The organism is Janthinobacterium sp. C22 (genome assembly GCF_057919405.1).
Map to the genome: position 1 here is coordinate 5,848,790 of NZ_CP193659.1, position 14,133 is coordinate 5,862,922.

Consider the following 14,133-nt stretch of genomic DNA (forward strand, 5'->3'; position numbering starts at 1 on the left):
ATTAATTTGACCAGCCGCCATCGATGACGTGAGTCATGCCGGTCGTAAAAGCGGATTCGTCGGAAGCCAGATACACGGCCAGGGCGGCGATTTCCTCTGCCCTGCCCACCCGGCCCATCGGCTGGCGGGCCACGAAAGCGGCTTGCACTTCATCGACACTCACGCCCGTCGCCGCCGCCTGGGCGGCAATGCGTTCCTTCAGCGAGGGCGACTCGATGGTACCGGGGCAGATCGCATTGCAGCGGATGCCGCGCGTGACGAAATCGGCGGCCACCGACTTGGTCATGCCCACCACGGCCGCCTTCGAGGTGCCGTAGATAAAGCGGTTCGGCGCGCCCTTCACGCTCGACGCCACCGACGACATATTGACGATGGCGCCGGCGCCCCTGGCCAGCATGCCGGGCAGCACGGCGCGCATCAGCCGGTACATGGAGCGGGCGTTGATGTCGAAGGAACGGTCCCAGGCCGCATCATCGCAATCGAGAATGGTGCCGCCATCGACGAAGCCGGCGCAGTTGAACAGGATATCGACGGGGCCGATCTCGCCGGCCAGCGCGGTGATCGCCGCGCCATCGGTCACGTCGAGCAGGCGGATGGCGCAGCCCGTCGCTTCCTTCAGCGCGTCGAGCTGGGCCTGGTTGATATCCGTGGCGATCACGGTGGCGCCTTCGCGCACGAACGCTTCGGCCGTGGCCCGGCCTATGCCCTGGCCGGCGGCGGTAAGCAAGGCGATTTTGCCTTGTAGTCTGGCGGTCATGTTGTCTCCTTTTATTTTTAACCCAACACCTTAACTGCTGGGGTCAGACCCGGCGGGTCTGACCCCGGATTCTTGCTAAGCAAGGTAGAAAACCTGCTCCATCATCGCCCAGTGCTCGCCCTCGGCGCGCGAGGCCAGCGGCTGCTGGCAGGGGGCGCAAAAGGTCCACCAGCGCTGCGTTTCCGGATCGGCGGCGATGGCCGCCATGTCGGCCTCAAAATCCTCGCCGTGGTATTCCCAGTAACCGAACAACAGGTTTTCCGGCTCGCGCAAAAAAATCGAATAATTGCCGACATGCGCGGCTGCCAGCTTGGCCAGCACCTGCGGCCAGACGGCGGCGTGCAGGGTCTTGTATTCCGCGATGCGGTCCGGCGCGATGCCGATGACCATGCCCATTCTTTGCATTTCAGCTCCTTTTTGTTGGCTTACGCCGTACCGGCTAAGCCAACCTACAGTTGGCATCGCGGTGTTTCGTAGGTCGGCTTAGCCGGCACGGCGTAAGCCGACAAGCCAGCCACCTCATTTAAGCCCATAAAACCGGCAAGCATTGAGGCCGAAAATATCGTCCCTGTCCTGCTGATCGATATGCGCCAGCAGCGCCTCGCTGGCGGCCAGCCAGGCCGCATAGCCGCCTGCCAGGTCGACTACCGGCCAGTCGCTGCCCCAGATCACGCGACGGGGGCCGAACACGTCCAGCACATGTGCGGCATAGGGGCGCAGCTCGTCCACGTTCCAGCCGGGCCGCGCTTCCGTCACCAGCCCGGACAGCTTGCAATGCACGTTCGGCAGCGCGGCCAGCTGCGCCATGTCTTCGCGCCAGCAGCCGAAGACGGCATCGGCGATCGGCGGTTTGGCCGCATGGTCGATCACGATGGGAAGCAGCGGATAATCGCGTGCGCAACGCAGCAGCGCGGGCAGGTGGCGCGGCAGCACCAGCGCGTCCAGCCGCAAGCCGTGTGCCGCCATGGCCGTCAACGCCGGCGCGAGTGCGGGATCGGCGATCCATGCATCGTCGTCGAGATCCTGCAGCATCGGGCGCAGGCCTTTGAGCTTGCCGTGCGATGCCAGGCGGGCAATCGCCGCCGGCGCATCCATCGCCAGCAGATCGGTCCAACCCACGACGGCGCGGATAAAGCTGGTCTTGTCCGCCAGCGCCAGCAGGTAATCGGTATCGGCGCACGACGGCAGCGACTGCACCAGCACCGTTCCAGCGATGCTATGTTCGGCCAGCAGGGGCGCCAGGTCGGCGGGAGCAAAATCGCGGTGGATGGCGGCCAAGGATGGCGGCGGCCAGCTGCCGCCGCGCGCGGCCAGTTGCCAGAAGTGCTGGTGGGCGTCGATGCGCATCATGCGGCTCCCTTGGGCACGGGTGCGCGCGCGTCGATCAGGCCAGCTTCCTGCAAGGCCGTCCACAAGGCGTCCGGCAAGGGCGTGGCGAACCAGTCGAGGTTTTGCCGCAGCTGCGCCAGGTCCTGGCCGCCCGGGATGCAGGAAACGACGGCCGGATGCGCGAGGGGAAACTGCAGGGCGGCGGCCTGCAGCGGCACGTTGAATGCGCGGCAGACGGCGTCCAGGCGCGCCACGCGCTGGAGTATCGCGGCCGGCGCATCGGCATAATTGAATTTGCCGTTCCCGGCCAGCACGCCCGAGTTGAACGGGCCGCCGATCACGATGGCGTTGCCGCGTTCCACGCACAGGTCCAGCAATGGCGACAACGAAGACTGCTCCAGCAAGGTGTAGCGGCCGGCCAGCAGGGTGCAATCGAGGTCGAATTCCGCCATCGCCCGCAGCACGATCTCGCATTCGTTGACGCCGAGGCCCACGGCCTTCACCTGGCCGCCGGCGCGCAGTTCATCGAGGGCGCGAAAGCCGCCGCCGGTCGTCAGCTGGCGCCAGTATTGCTGCTCGCGTTCGCCATGCGTGGCCTTGCCGATATCGTGCACGAACAGGATATCGATGCGCTCGAGCCCCAATCGCTGCAGGCTGTCGTCGTGCGAACGCAGCACGCCGTCATACGTGTAGTCGTAATGGGGGCGGAACGGCAGCGGCGCGGCAAAGCCGTCGTCGCCGGGGCGCACGCAGGCGTCGGGCCGCATCAGCCGTCCCACCTTGGTGCTGACGACAAAGCGGTCGCGGGGCCGCTCGCGCAGCGCCGCGCCGAGACGGTGCTCGGACTGGGTATAGCCGTAGAACGGCGCCGTGTCAAAGAAGCGCACGCCGGCGTCCCAGGCGCCATCGAGGGTGGCGCGTGCCTGCGCGTCGCTGACCGGCTGGTACAAACCGCCGAGCGGCGCGCAGCCCATGCCGATGCAGGGCAGCGACAGGCCGCCACGCGGCACGCTGCGCAATTGTGTGACATCCATGAATCCGGCCCTCAAGCAGCGCGCAAGGGGAAGCATCCTGGCCCCACCGCGTCGAATTGTTTATAGGTCAGCACGAACTCCTGGTGGCCCAGGTCTTCCGAGCGGCTCAGTTCTCCGTTGGCCACGTTCAGCACGGCGGCGACGATCTCCGCGCCCACCTCTTCCAAGGTGGCTGCGCCCGTGAGGATCTTGCCGGCGTTGATATCCATGTCGTCGGCCAGGCGCTCGAAGGTTTGCGGATTGGCGCACACCTTGATGACGGGCGAAATCGCCGAGCCCACCACGGAGCCGCGTCCGGTCGTGAACAAGGTGATGTGGGCGCCGCAGGAAATGAGTTCGACGATTTCCGCGTTGTCCGACACGTTCGGGAAACCGAAGCGCGGCTCGCCGTCCGGCACCACGTCGAGCAGGTACAGGCCGCCGCCGGCCGGCTGGTCTCCCGGCTTCAGAATGCCGACGATGGGCGAGGAACCGCTCTTGGCGTAGGCGCCCAGCGACTTTTCTTCCTGCGTGGTGAGGCCGCCATCGGCGTTCCCCGGCGAGAAGCTGCCATGGCCCATGATGGTGTAGTAGCGCGCGGCCTTGGCCACGGTGTCGACGATGGCATTGCCCAGCTCCGGGCTGACGGCGCGCCGCTGCATGTGGTATTCGCAGCCCACCAGTTCGCCCGTCTCCTCGAAGATGCAGGGGCTGCCGGCCGCGATCAGCGTGTCGAAGGCGACACCGACGGCCGGGTTGGCACTGATGCCGCTGGTGCTGTCGGAGCCGCCGCAGATGGTGGCGACGACCAGTTCATCGATCCCCATCGGCACGCGCTCCTGCCGCGCCAGGTGATCGAGAGCCCAGCCTATCCATTCGACGCCGCTGCTCACGCTGGGGCGCGTGCCGCTGTTTTCCTGGATGGTGATCGTGTGTACGGGGCGGTCGCTGTCGGCCACGGCGCTGGAGAGGCCATATTTGTTGAAGCCTTCGCAGCCCAGCGACACCAGCAGCACGGCGCCCACGTTCGGGTGCGTCAGCAGGCGGCGCATCACCTGGTCCGCGTATTCGTTGGGGAAGCAGCCCGTAAAGCCGATCAGGTGCACGGGCTGGCCGGGAAACGCGTTGACCATCAGGCGCGCCACGTGGTGCGCGCATTCGACCATATAAGCCACCACCACGATATTGCGGATGCCCTTGCGGCCATCGGCGCGCAGGTAGCCCGACAGGGCGGGTGTCGTTACGGGAGCGTTCATGCTTGGTCGTCCTTGTGCAGGAAATGGTGGCCGTCCTGGCCCAGGGTAAACGTGGGGATGTAGTCGCTTGCCAGGTTGTGCGTGTGGATATGCTCGCCGATGGCGACGGGAGCCGTGATGCTGCCGATGAGGGCGCCGTAGCGCAGTACCTTGTCGCCCACGGCCAGCGCGCGGCGCGCCACCTTGTGGCCGATCTGGATGTCTTGCGCCAGGGTGACGGGCAAGCCGTCGATGGCAACGACGTCGCCGCAGGCCAATGCTGTCCTCGCGATCAGGCAGTTATCCTCGGGCGACATCAGGAGCAGGCTGGCAGGCCGGGAAGCGAGGCTCATGGCGCACCCTCCCCGGCAAAGACGGCTAGGCGTCCGGCTGGCTCAGTTTTTCCCGCGTGCCTATCGATGACAGCATGGTGCGGCGCGAGGAATCGAGGTGCGAACGCATGGCCTCGAGCGCCTTCGGTATGTCGTGCTCCGCCAGCGCGCGCAGGATCGCCAGGTGCTCCTGCACCGCGTACTGGTTGCGGCCCTTTTCCTCGCCCTTGTCCCACTGGTAGTGATAGTGGAAGACAAACGAGACGATATCGTAGAAGCCCTGCGCGAAGCGGTTGTTCAAGAGGCCGATCAAAAAGGTGTGGAACTCGCGGTCCAGCGCCGGAAAGGCGTTGTGGCGCGTGTCTATCCTGGCCGCCAGCTTCTCGTGCTGTTTGATCAGCCGCGCCAGTTCCGCATACGCGGGATCGCCATGCGGCAGGTGCGCAAACTGCTCCACGGCCGCCATCTCGAACATGCGCCGCATGTCCGCCAGTTCGGTGGCAAAAGACCTGTCGAACGCGCACAGGCGCCAGCCGCCGCGCGGCTTCTTCTCGATCAGGCCGAAGCGCGAAAATCCGATCAGAAATTCGCGCACGCTGACGGTACTGGCACCCGCCTCGCGCGCCAGCTCCGCTTCCGAAAATTCCGCGCCGGGCGGCATGTCGCGCTGGTACACGCGCTCCATCAGCACTTGCTGGATGCGCTCTGCCCCCGACTGCAATTCGGAGATGTCGAAGTAGTCGCCCGGTATGGGTTTGCGCAGCAGGCGCCGGTCCGCCGGGCTGGCGATCAGCCGCCGCGTCGACAGGTAGGCGATCGCGCTGCGGACCGCCGTGCGGCTGCCCTGGCAGATGGTGGTCAGGAACTGCTCCGTCGGCAGCATCTCGCCCACTGCGACATTCTCGGCGAGAAATTGCAACAGCAGATTGGTGCTGCGCTTGAAGACGGTGGCGGGTTTGGACATGGATGAATGAACGCGCTATGCCAGCGAAAGGTAAAGTGGATGAGTGGGCCATTTTAGTCGATATCGGATTGGATCGGCATGCAAAAAAGAAACAACTGCGGTGACGGCGGCGTTCATGGCTGCGCTCCCGGCGCCAGCATGGCGCGCAGGCGCGGCTGCGCCAGGGCGGGACAGAACTGCCGCGCCAGCGCCGCCACGGGCGCCATGCGGCGCGCAATCTTGCCGGCGTGGTGCTGGGCGATGTCGGCCAGGCGGTGCGCAAGGAAGGGATTGCAGAAGCGCTCCCTGACCTGCGCCACGTAGGCCAGCGCGGCGTCGCCATGCTGTTCTCCCATGGCGGCAAACACGGGCAGCACTTCCTCGTGCCACATGGCTTCCAGCGCGGCGCGCATGGCGCCATCATCCATCGCCTCGCGCACCGTCATGCCGGCCGGGCTGCCCCGCTCCATCCACAGCTGCGCCAGATAGGTGTGACCCAGGTTCAGCAAGAGCAGCTTGCGCCGTTCATAGTCGCGCAGGCTGTTTGTGACCACCAGTTGCGGGTGGCGGCACGGCAGCAGCATGCCTTCCTGCGCTTCGATGGCCCACAGCGCATAGGGTTCCGCCACGGCGCCTACCGGTTCGATCGGTTCCGAAACGATGCGGTCGACGAGGGAATTGATCCACAGGCAGCCCGTTTCCAGGTAGCCGATGAACGCGGCATCGCAGCGCCACTGCCGCGCCAATCTGACGATCACCTGGCGCAGTACATGACCGTTGTCGGCCACCAGTTCGCACGGAAAAATCGAGAGGGGCGCGGCGCCTGCCAGGAAGCGCCCGTGCAGCAGCACCAGCAGCTTGGCGGGAAAGCTGGCGGGGACGGCCGCGCCGTCGAGCATGCCGGCGTGATCGGATTCGTCCAGCTGGTAGCCCGTGTCGCCCGTATTCGACAAGATCACGCGCGCGGCCACGGCCGCATCGCGCACCTGCCGCCAGTCGCTGCCCGCTTGCCACGCCTGTGTGACGGCGTGGGCGCGGCGCTCTTCATCGACTTGGGCGCCGTCCTGCCAGCCGCGGATGCGCACGGGATAGCCGCCGGGCCGGCGAAACGCCGCCACCCTCGCCGCGCCCTGCGCGCTGCCGGTCGTTTGCACGATGGTGATCTGGCCGAGCGCCTCGCCGAGGCTGGCCGCTTCGCTGACGAACAGGTCGGCGTGCGCCTGCAGGAAGCGGCTGGTGCCGAATTGAAGTATGGGGTTGAGATCGCTCATCTCAGACCTCGACGATGGCCTTGATGACGCCCGCCTCGGGCTGCATCCAGCGATCGAGCACGCCCGTAAATTCGTCGAGCGTGGTGCGGTGGGTATTGAGCAGCGCCGTGGGTACTTTCCCCGCCTGCATGGCCGCCACCACGTCCTCGAAATCATCGGCGGTGGCATTGCGGCTGCCCAGCAAGGTGGTTTCGCGCTTGTGGAATTCAGGGTCGGAGAACGACAGGCGGTCGCGCACGATCGATACCAGCACATAGGAGCCGCCGTGGGCGACGAAATCCAGGCCACGCTCCATGGCGGCGATATTGCCGGTGGCGTCAAACACCACGTCGAAGAATTCGCCGCCCGTGGCGTCCGACAGCAGCTCCTTGTCGCCCTCGCCCAGCTGCACCGTGCGGACGATGCCCAGCGCGTCGCGGCAGAACCGCAGGCGGTCGGCGCGGCCGTCGAGCACCGTCACGTCGGCGCCTTTCAACGATGCGAACAGCATCACGGCCATGCCGATCGGGCCGGCGCCCACCACCAGCACGCGCTTGGCCGCATCGACCGCGCCGCGCTTGACGGCATGCGCGCCGATGGCGAGAAATTCGATCATGGCCGCGTCGTCGAGCGAGATGCCTTCCGTCTTGAAGACGAAGCGCTCGGGCAGCGCCAGGTATTCGGTCATGCCGCCGTCGCGGTGCACGCCCAGCACTTCGATGCGGGTGCAGCAGTTGGTCTTGCCCTGGCGGCAGGCCACGCAAGTACCGCAAGACAGGTAGGGCATCACGTAGACCTGGTCGCCTACGGCCAGGCGCGAGCCGGCCGGCGCGCTGTGGATATGGCCGGACAATTCATGGCCCATCACGCGCGGATAGCTGAGGAAAGGCTGGGTGCCGCGGAAGATATGCATGTCGGTGCCGCAGATGCCGACGCGGCGTATGCGCAGCAGCACTTCGCCCTCGGCGGGCACGGGCACGGGACGCTGCTCCATGCGCAAACTGCCGGGCGTATCGCAAACGATACTTTTCATCATGGTCGTCTCTCTCGCCGTCCGGATCTTGCCGGCGGCATATTATATTTAACGTACAAACCAACTGTGAAAAAATCCGTCTGCGCGGATTGTCTTTCCAGCCCTGCCAATGGCGCTCCTTGCTGCGCCGCACAACGATCATGCCGTCATGCCGCCTGGCCCGAACCTGTCTGTTTTGCTGAAACCGTCATTCGGTTTTATAAATATACCGTACAAAAAAATAGAGGTCAACGGATTCTTTTTCCGATTTTTTCGGCTCCTCTGCTACATTCCTGCTTGACCCTGACGTGACGTCAGGCGCCATCGTGGCAGCACGCACTGAAGACAAGGAAAAGACGATGCTGTTGAAAATCGGTGAACTGTCCAGGCTCACGGGCCTGACCATCCGCACCCTGCACCACTACGACAGCATCGGCCTGCTCTCGCCTTCGGCGCGCACGCAAGCTGGCTACCGCCTGTACCAGCACGGCGACATGGACCGGCTGCACCGGATCATGGCGCTGCGCAAGTTCGGGCTGTCGCTGGCCGATATCGCCAATGCCCTCGCCGGCCCGGACCTGCCTTTGCATTCCATCGTGGCGCAGCAGATCGCCATGCTGGAGCGCCAGATCGCGCAGGCGTCCACCCTGCGCGAGCGCCTGCTCACCCTGCAGGCGCAACTGGCGCAGGGACAGGCACCGGAACTGGCCGAGTGGCTTACCACTATGGAGTTGATGACCATGTACGACAAATATTTTAGTCCTGAAGAACTGCAGCAATTGCCGCTGCTGTCCGATGCGGCCGTGGAACAGGAATGGAAGGCGCTGGTTGCAAGAGTGCGCGCACTGCAGGCCACGGGCGCCGGCCCCGGCGACGCGCCAGCGCAGGCGCTGGCCACGGAATGGATGGTCAAGCTGGTGCGCGACACGGGCGCCCACCCTGGCCTGTTCGCGCGCCTGAACGATATGCATGCGCAGGAACCGGCCATGCAGGCCACCACCAGCATCGATGCGGAGCTGATGCAGTTCATTCTCGCCGCCTTCAACGCCTCGCGCATGGCGCTGTACAAGCCTTTCCTCGATGAGCAGGAATATGCGTATTTGCTCGCCAACTACGGCAGGCGCTCGGGCGAGTGGCCGGCCCTGATCGCCGCCGTGCGCGCCGCCATCGATGCGCGCACGCCGCCCACCGCCCCGGCCGTGCTGCAATTGGCGCGGCAATGGCTGGATCTGTTCCGTTCGTATGCGGGCACGGACCCGGCCACGCAGCTGAAATTCCGCCAGGCGCACCAGCAGGAACCGCGCTTGATGGAAGGCAGCTTCGTTGACGCCGCCATGGTGCAATACCTGGGCGCGGCAATGGCTATCGTGGCGCAGGAGCGACCACGTACATAGTTGACGTGTGGCATCTCGTGGGCGGGGCCATGTAGAATCGGCCATCGCCCACGAGAGGAACCACCGATGCGCCGCTTTCTGTTTGCCTGCCTGACCCTGCCCGCCTTCCATATCGCCATGGCTGGCGATACGCCCGTGCAAGGGGTGTGGCAAGGCACCCTGGGCAAGGCAAATATCGTCGCCTGCTTCAACCAGCCCAGCCCCACGCAAGGATCTGACCGCAGCGGTAATTACTACTACACGCGCTACAAGACACCCATCATGCTGTCCATGGCGAACGGCAAGAGCGACTGGAGCGAATCCGACGCCAAGGGTGACACGACGGGCACGTGGCGCCTCAACGCGCCGCAGGGCGGCAAGCTCACCGGCACGTGGACCGAGCCGAAAAGCGGCAAGACCCTGCCGCTGGCCTTGACCTTGCTGGAAGCGGCGGGCGACCGCGAACACCCGTCCTGCGCCAGCGACGCCTACAACCTGGCGCTGGAAGACTTTCCCAACACCAAGGTCAGCAAACCCCTTACCTTCGAAGGCAAGCAATACCGCAACCTGCAAGTGGGCGACACCATCACCGTGGAACTGATGGCGCCCGGCGACGGCATCGCGAAAATCAACGCGCAGCTGCGCGCCGTGCTGGCGAAGAACAAGAAGGACCTGGCCGATTTCTATGCCACGCGCCGCGAATACCTGGGCCGCAACGGTTTCACGACGGAAGACGAAGTGTATGCGGAGCCCACCTACTGGTCGCCGCGCTGGGTGACGGTCAAATTCTACCGCTGGGCGGCCGGCTATGGCGCCAATGGCATTTCCATCCGCTTCCGTACCTGGGACGTCAAAACGGGCCAGGAAACGGACGTGTGGAACTGGTTTGGCGCCAGCGCCAGCGATGGCGACGACAAGGCCGAACTGCCGGACCGCCTGCGCCAGGCCCTCTTCAAGGACGTGAAAATCGACGCCGAATGCAAGGGCACGGATTACGACGGCCGCGGCCGCTTCCACCTGTCCTTGAAACCCGAAGGCGTGTCGTTCTGGGAAGACTCGAACGGCAGCGGCTGCGAAAACGATTTTTTACTGCCCTACAGCAAGGTCGGCCCCTTCCTCACCGTCAAGGGCCGCGCCGCGCTCAGCGATCTATTGCCGAAGAACTAAGCACTGCCTCTGCCACCATCTCCGCCGTCGCGGCCGCCAGGGTCCAGCCCAGGTGGCCGTGGCCCGTGTTGTAGTACACGCCCGGCGCCTTGCCCGGCCCCACTTTCGGCAGCATGGCCGGCAACATAGGGCGCAGGCCCGCCCACGGCACCACCTTGCGGGTATTCACACCAGGAAAGCACTGCTGCACCCACTGCAATAGTGGGCGGATGCGGTCGGCGCGGATGTCGTCATTGAAGCCATTGAATTCCGCCGTACCCGCCACCCTGAGCCGGTCCTCGCCCAGGCGGCTGCTGACCAGCTTGGTCGCATCGTCGAGCAGGCTGACGCACGGTGCCGCCGCGCGGCTGGCGGCGTCATCGAGCTGCACGGTAATCGAATAGCCTTTCACGGGATACACGTTTACGTGATCGCCCAGCATGGCCGCCATGGCCCGGCTGGCCGTGCCCGCGCAGATGACGACGGCGTCGAACACGGCGCTGTCCTCGCCCGTCATGACCCGCACCTGGCCGTGCTCACGCGCCAGCGCCGTCACCTGCGTGCCGTAGCGGCAAGCCACGCCCAGGCGGGCGCAGGCGTCGGCCAGGCCGCTGGTGAATTTGTGGATGTCGCCCGTGGAATCGCTGTCCGTGTAATAGCCGCCGTAAAAGTCGCCGTGCAGGGCCGGTTCGATGGCGCGCATTTCTTGCGGCGTGACGGCGCGGCGCTCCAGCCCTGCCTGCGCCAGCAGGCGCGACACGCCGGCCGCCCGCTCGAAGCCGCGCTGGTCGCGGTACACGTGCAGGATGCCGGCGCGGCGATGGTCGAAAGCTATGTTTTCTTGCTCGGCCCACGCAAACAGGTGTGCGCGCGCGGCAATCGCCATGCGCGCCGTGGCGATGGTGTTGCGCTCGTAGTGCGGCATGGCGGCGAGAAACTCCGCAAGCCAGCTCAGCTTGTGCCAGCCGGGAGTCGGATTGAGCAGCAGCGGCGCATCGCGCCGCGTCATCCATTTCAGCGCGTTCCATATCGTCGCCTTGTGGTTCCAGACTTCCGCGTGCGAGGCCGACAATTGCCCGCCATTCGCGTACGACGTTTCCATGGCGGCATAGCGGTGGCGCTCGATCAGGGTGACAGCGACGCCCCGTTTCGCCAGCGCGTACGCCGTGGTGACGCCCGTGATGCCGCCGCCGATGACGGCCACCGTGCGGCTCATGGCGCCCCTACCTTCTGCACGACGGTATCGCCCGCCTGCAGGACGCGGCCATCCTCGGCCAGCACGTCCATGCGGCGCACGGGCAAGCCTGAACCCCGCTGCAGCAAGGTGGAATGCGCCTCGCCAGGGTCGAACAATTGCGCCTCGCTCCACTGGCGCAAGCCGACGACGACGGGAAACAGGGCCAGCCCCTTGGGCGTGAGCACGTATTCCTGGTAGGCCGTGCCGTCCGAGGCGGGCGCGACCGTAAAAATGCCCTCTTCCACCAGCGTGTGCAGGCGGTCGGCCAGGATGTTCTTCGCCACGCCCAGGCTTTTCTGGAATTCGCCGAAACGCCGCATGCCGTCGAAGGCATCGCGCACGATCAAGAGCGACCAGCGCTCGCCGATCGCGTCGAGCGCGCGCGCCACGGGACAGGGGTCGGTTTTCAGGCTCTTGCGCTTGGCCATCGGCATGCTCCAGGATTGAGTGGTTGCATTTTAAAACTAATCACCGTAGACTCCAACTGGTTTTAATTTGCAACCACTTATAGGCAAGCCCATGCGCGACACGACCACCCCCATCACAACAGCACTTCCTTCCCCTCTCGTCTGGCTGTTTGCCTGTGCGGCCGGCCTCAGCGTGGCCAATGTGTATTACGCCCAGCCTTTGCTCGCCACCCTGGCGCAGGAATTCGACATGACGGAGGCCGCCAGCGGCATGGTCATCACGGCCACGCAGATCGGCTGCGCGCTGGCCCTGCTGCTGCTGGTTCCCCTGGGCGACATGCTGAACCGGCGCCGCCTGACCCTGTTCCAGCTGGGCTTGCTTGCCATCTCGCTGGCGGCGCTGGGCTGCGCCCGTTCCACGGCAGCCTTGCTGGGCGGCATGCTGCTGGTGGGCTTGCTGGGCACGGCCATGACGCAAGGCTTGATCGCCTATGCGGCCAGCGCGGCGGCCAGCCATGAGCGGGGCAGGGTCGTCGGCATGGCGCAGGGCGGCGTGGTGATCGGCTTGCTGCTGGCGCGCACCCTGTCCGGCGTGGTGGCGGACCTGGCCGACTGGCGCGCCGTGTATTTTGTCTCGGCCGCCATCGCCTGTGCCCTGTTGCTGCTGCTGTGGCGCAAGCTGCCGCCGGCGCAGCCATCCGATCAAAAGCTGGCCTACGGCGCCCTGCTCGCTTCGATGGCGGACATGCTGCTGCACAACAAGGTGCTGCGCGTGCGCGGCATGCTGGCCCTGCTGATGTTTGCCGTCTTCAATATCTTCTGGAGCGCCCTGGTGCTGCCCCTGACGGCGCAAGGCTATACGCATGCGGCCATCGGCGCGTTCGGCTTAGTGGGCGTGATCGGCGCGCTGGGCGCGGCGCGTGCGGGCGCCATGGCGGACAAGGGCCGCGCCCAGTGGACAACGGGCGCGGCCCTGCTGTTGCTGCTGGCCGCGTGGCTGCCGCTCAGCTTTGCCGGTGCTGCCCTGTGGCCCCTGATCGTCGGCATCATCGCGCTGGACCTGGCGGGACAGGCCATCCACGTGACGAACCAGAGCCTGATTTTCAAGCAGGACAGCGACGCGCACAGCCGCCTGGTGGCGTGCTACATGCTGTTTTATGCGGTGGGAAGCGGACTCGGGGCGATTGCCGCCACCAGCGTGTATGCGCTGGCGGGCTGGCATGGGGTATGCGCGCTGGGCGCGGCGGTCAGCTTGCTCGCCCTGCTGTTCTGGCGGCTGACCTTGCCTGCTGAAAAACTTAATTGAGCATCGCCGCGGCGGAACCGTGGCGGTACGTCTTCAGTGCATCCGGCTGGATCTGGATCAGCGAACCGCTGACTTTAATCAGGTGCAAATCCGTCAGCTGGTGCAGCACGCGCGACAGGGTGGCGGGCGCCAGGTTCAGGAACGATGCCAGCAGGCTTTTCTTCAGGTCCAGCTTGACCTCGTTGGAACGCTGCTGGTCCGATGCCTGCAGCAGATACTCGACCACGCGCTGGGTGGCGTTCTGCACGGAGCAGCGCTCCACGTTGCGAATGAAGCCCATCAGGTGGTGCGACAGGCTGTTCATCATCTGGCGCGCGATGCGGGGCGACTGGTCCAGCAGACGCAGCAGCGCGTGCGGCGGGATGCGCAGCAGCAGGCAGTGCTCGAGCGCTTCGGCGCAGAACGGATACGGTTCATCGAGGAAAATCATGGCTTCGCCGAAGCTCTGGCCCGGGCGGATCAATTCCAGGACCTTGTCCGTCCCTTCCATGGAAAACACGCTGAGCTTGACGAGGCCGAAGACCACCACGTAGGCGCCTTCCGCCACTTCGCCCTTGCGGAACAACACTTTGCCTTTTTCCACTTCGACACGCACGACATCCTGGCGCAATTGCTCTAATTGCGAAGGGGAAATATGGCGGAACAGAGCCTGGCTCGATAGCAAGCCATCGACGTTGACCTTATGCATGACACTCTCTTATTAGATTAGCGAATGACTAAGAGTGTAATGCGCAGGCACGGTCAAGGCCATACGTCAAAGGAACTAGGGTTGTCTAGGCCGGAACGCCATGCA

Annotated in this window: 15 protein-coding genes; 3 read left to right on the plus strand and 12 right to left on the minus strand. The window is 65.3% G+C overall.

Annotated elements, in window-relative coordinates:
• Window position 1: 1 nt before the first annotated feature.
• From ACRHIG_RS27505 to ACRHIG_RS27545, 9 genes are all read right to left on the minus strand, one after another.
• The gene (locus ACRHIG_RS27505; protein WP_489628569.1) at window positions 2-757 is read right to left on the minus strand and encodes an SDR family oxidoreductase; all 756 of its coding nucleotides are present in this window, start codon (window positions 755-757) and stop codon (window positions 2-4) included.
• Window positions 758-832: 75 nt separating this feature from the next.
• Window positions 833-1,162 (minus strand): L-rhamnose mutarotase, encoded by a 330-nt coding sequence (locus tag ACRHIG_RS27510; protein WP_475417473.1) that lies wholly within the window; start codon window positions 1,160-1,162, stop codon window positions 833-835.
• A 114-nt stretch (window positions 1,163-1,276) separates the two neighbouring features.
• Window positions 1,277-2,107 (minus strand): amidohydrolase family protein, encoded by an 831-nt coding sequence (locus ACRHIG_RS27515; RefSeq protein WP_489628570.1) that lies wholly within the window; start codon window positions 2,105-2,107, stop codon window positions 1,277-1,279.
• Window positions 2,104-3,120 carry an aldo/keto reductase gene (locus ACRHIG_RS27520; RefSeq protein ID WP_489628571.1) on the minus strand — a complete coding sequence of 339 codons (1,017 nt, stop codon included), beginning with the start codon at window positions 3,118-3,120 and terminating at the stop codon, window positions 2,104-2,106. Before ACRHIG_RS27520 ends, ACRHIG_RS27515 begins: the two co-directional genes overlap by 4 nt.
• A gap of 11 nt (window positions 3,121-3,131) precedes the next feature.
• Complete coding sequence (locus ACRHIG_RS27525; protein ID WP_489628572.1) at window positions 3,132-4,355, minus strand: UxaA family hydrolase; 1,224 nt, start codon at window positions 4,353-4,355, stop codon at window positions 3,132-3,134.
• Window positions 4,352-4,687: a UxaA family hydrolase gene (locus ACRHIG_RS27530; RefSeq protein WP_489628573.1), complete on the minus strand. Its 336-nt coding sequence runs from the start codon at window positions 4,685-4,687 to the stop codon at window positions 4,352-4,354. Before ACRHIG_RS27530 ends, ACRHIG_RS27525 begins: the two co-directional genes overlap by 4 nt.
• Before the next feature lie 25 nt (window positions 4,688-4,712).
• Window positions 4,713-5,630, minus strand: a complete 918-nt coding sequence (locus ACRHIG_RS27535; RefSeq protein WP_489628574.1) for a GntR family transcriptional regulator — start codon at window positions 5,628-5,630, stop codon at window positions 4,713-4,715.
• 113 nt (window positions 5,631-5,743) lie between these two features.
• The gene (locus ACRHIG_RS27540; protein WP_489628575.1) at window positions 5,744-6,880 is read right to left on the minus strand and encodes a mannitol dehydrogenase family protein; all 1,137 of its coding nucleotides are present in this window, start codon (window positions 6,878-6,880) and stop codon (window positions 5,744-5,746) included.
• A 1-nt stretch (window position 6,881) separates the two neighbouring features.
• The gene (locus ACRHIG_RS27545; RefSeq protein ID WP_489630881.1) at window positions 6,882-7,892 is read right to left on the minus strand and encodes a zinc-binding alcohol dehydrogenase family protein; all 1,011 of its coding nucleotides are present in this window, start codon (window positions 7,890-7,892) and stop codon (window positions 6,882-6,884) included.
• Between the two features lie 338 nt (window positions 7,893-8,230).
• On the opposite strand from ACRHIG_RS27545, the gene ACRHIG_RS27550 reads away from it, so the two are divergent.
• Together ACRHIG_RS27550 and ACRHIG_RS27555 are read left to right on the plus strand one after the other, a co-directional pair.
• Entirely contained in the window at window positions 8,231-9,265 is a 1,035-nt protein-coding gene (locus tag ACRHIG_RS27550) for a MerR family transcriptional regulator (protein WP_489630882.1), read from the plus strand.
• Between the two features lie 66 nt (window positions 9,266-9,331).
• On the plus strand, window positions 9,332-10,411 hold the full coding sequence (locus ACRHIG_RS27555) for a hypothetical protein (protein WP_489628576.1): 1,080 nt from the start codon (window positions 9,332-9,334) through the stop codon (window positions 10,409-10,411).
• Here the strand turns inward: ACRHIG_RS27555 and ACRHIG_RS27560 are convergent.
• Both ACRHIG_RS27560 and ACRHIG_RS27565 read right to left on the minus strand, forming a co-directional pair.
• The gene (locus ACRHIG_RS27560) at window positions 10,386-11,606 is read right to left on the minus strand and encodes a D-amino acid dehydrogenase (RefSeq protein ID WP_489628577.1); all 1,221 of its coding nucleotides are present in this window, start codon (window positions 11,604-11,606) and stop codon (window positions 10,386-10,388) included. The two genes, ACRHIG_RS27555 and ACRHIG_RS27560, sit on opposite strands and share 26 nt — an antisense overlap.
• The gene (locus ACRHIG_RS27565) at window positions 11,603-12,055 is read right to left on the minus strand and encodes a winged helix-turn-helix transcriptional regulator (RefSeq protein ID WP_436498863.1); all 453 of its coding nucleotides are present in this window, start codon (window positions 12,053-12,055) and stop codon (window positions 11,603-11,605) included. The genes ACRHIG_RS27560 and ACRHIG_RS27565 overlap by 4 nt, the downstream gene beginning before the upstream one ends.
• 91 nt (window positions 12,056-12,146) lie before the next feature.
• On the opposite strand from ACRHIG_RS27565, the gene ACRHIG_RS27570 reads away from it, so the two are divergent.
• A complete protein-coding gene (locus tag ACRHIG_RS27570) occupies window positions 12,147-13,340 on the plus strand; it encodes an MFS transporter (RefSeq protein ID WP_489628578.1) in 1,194 nt (397 codons plus the stop codon).
• Here the strand turns inward: ACRHIG_RS27570 and ACRHIG_RS27575 are convergent.
• Window positions 13,333-14,028, minus strand: coding sequence for a Crp/Fnr family transcriptional regulator (locus ACRHIG_RS27575; RefSeq protein WP_070221800.1), 696 nt, complete (start codon window positions 14,026-14,028; stop codon window positions 13,333-13,335). The genes ACRHIG_RS27570 and ACRHIG_RS27575 overlap by 8 nt on opposite strands.
• Window positions 14,029-14,133 lie beyond the last annotated feature (105 nt).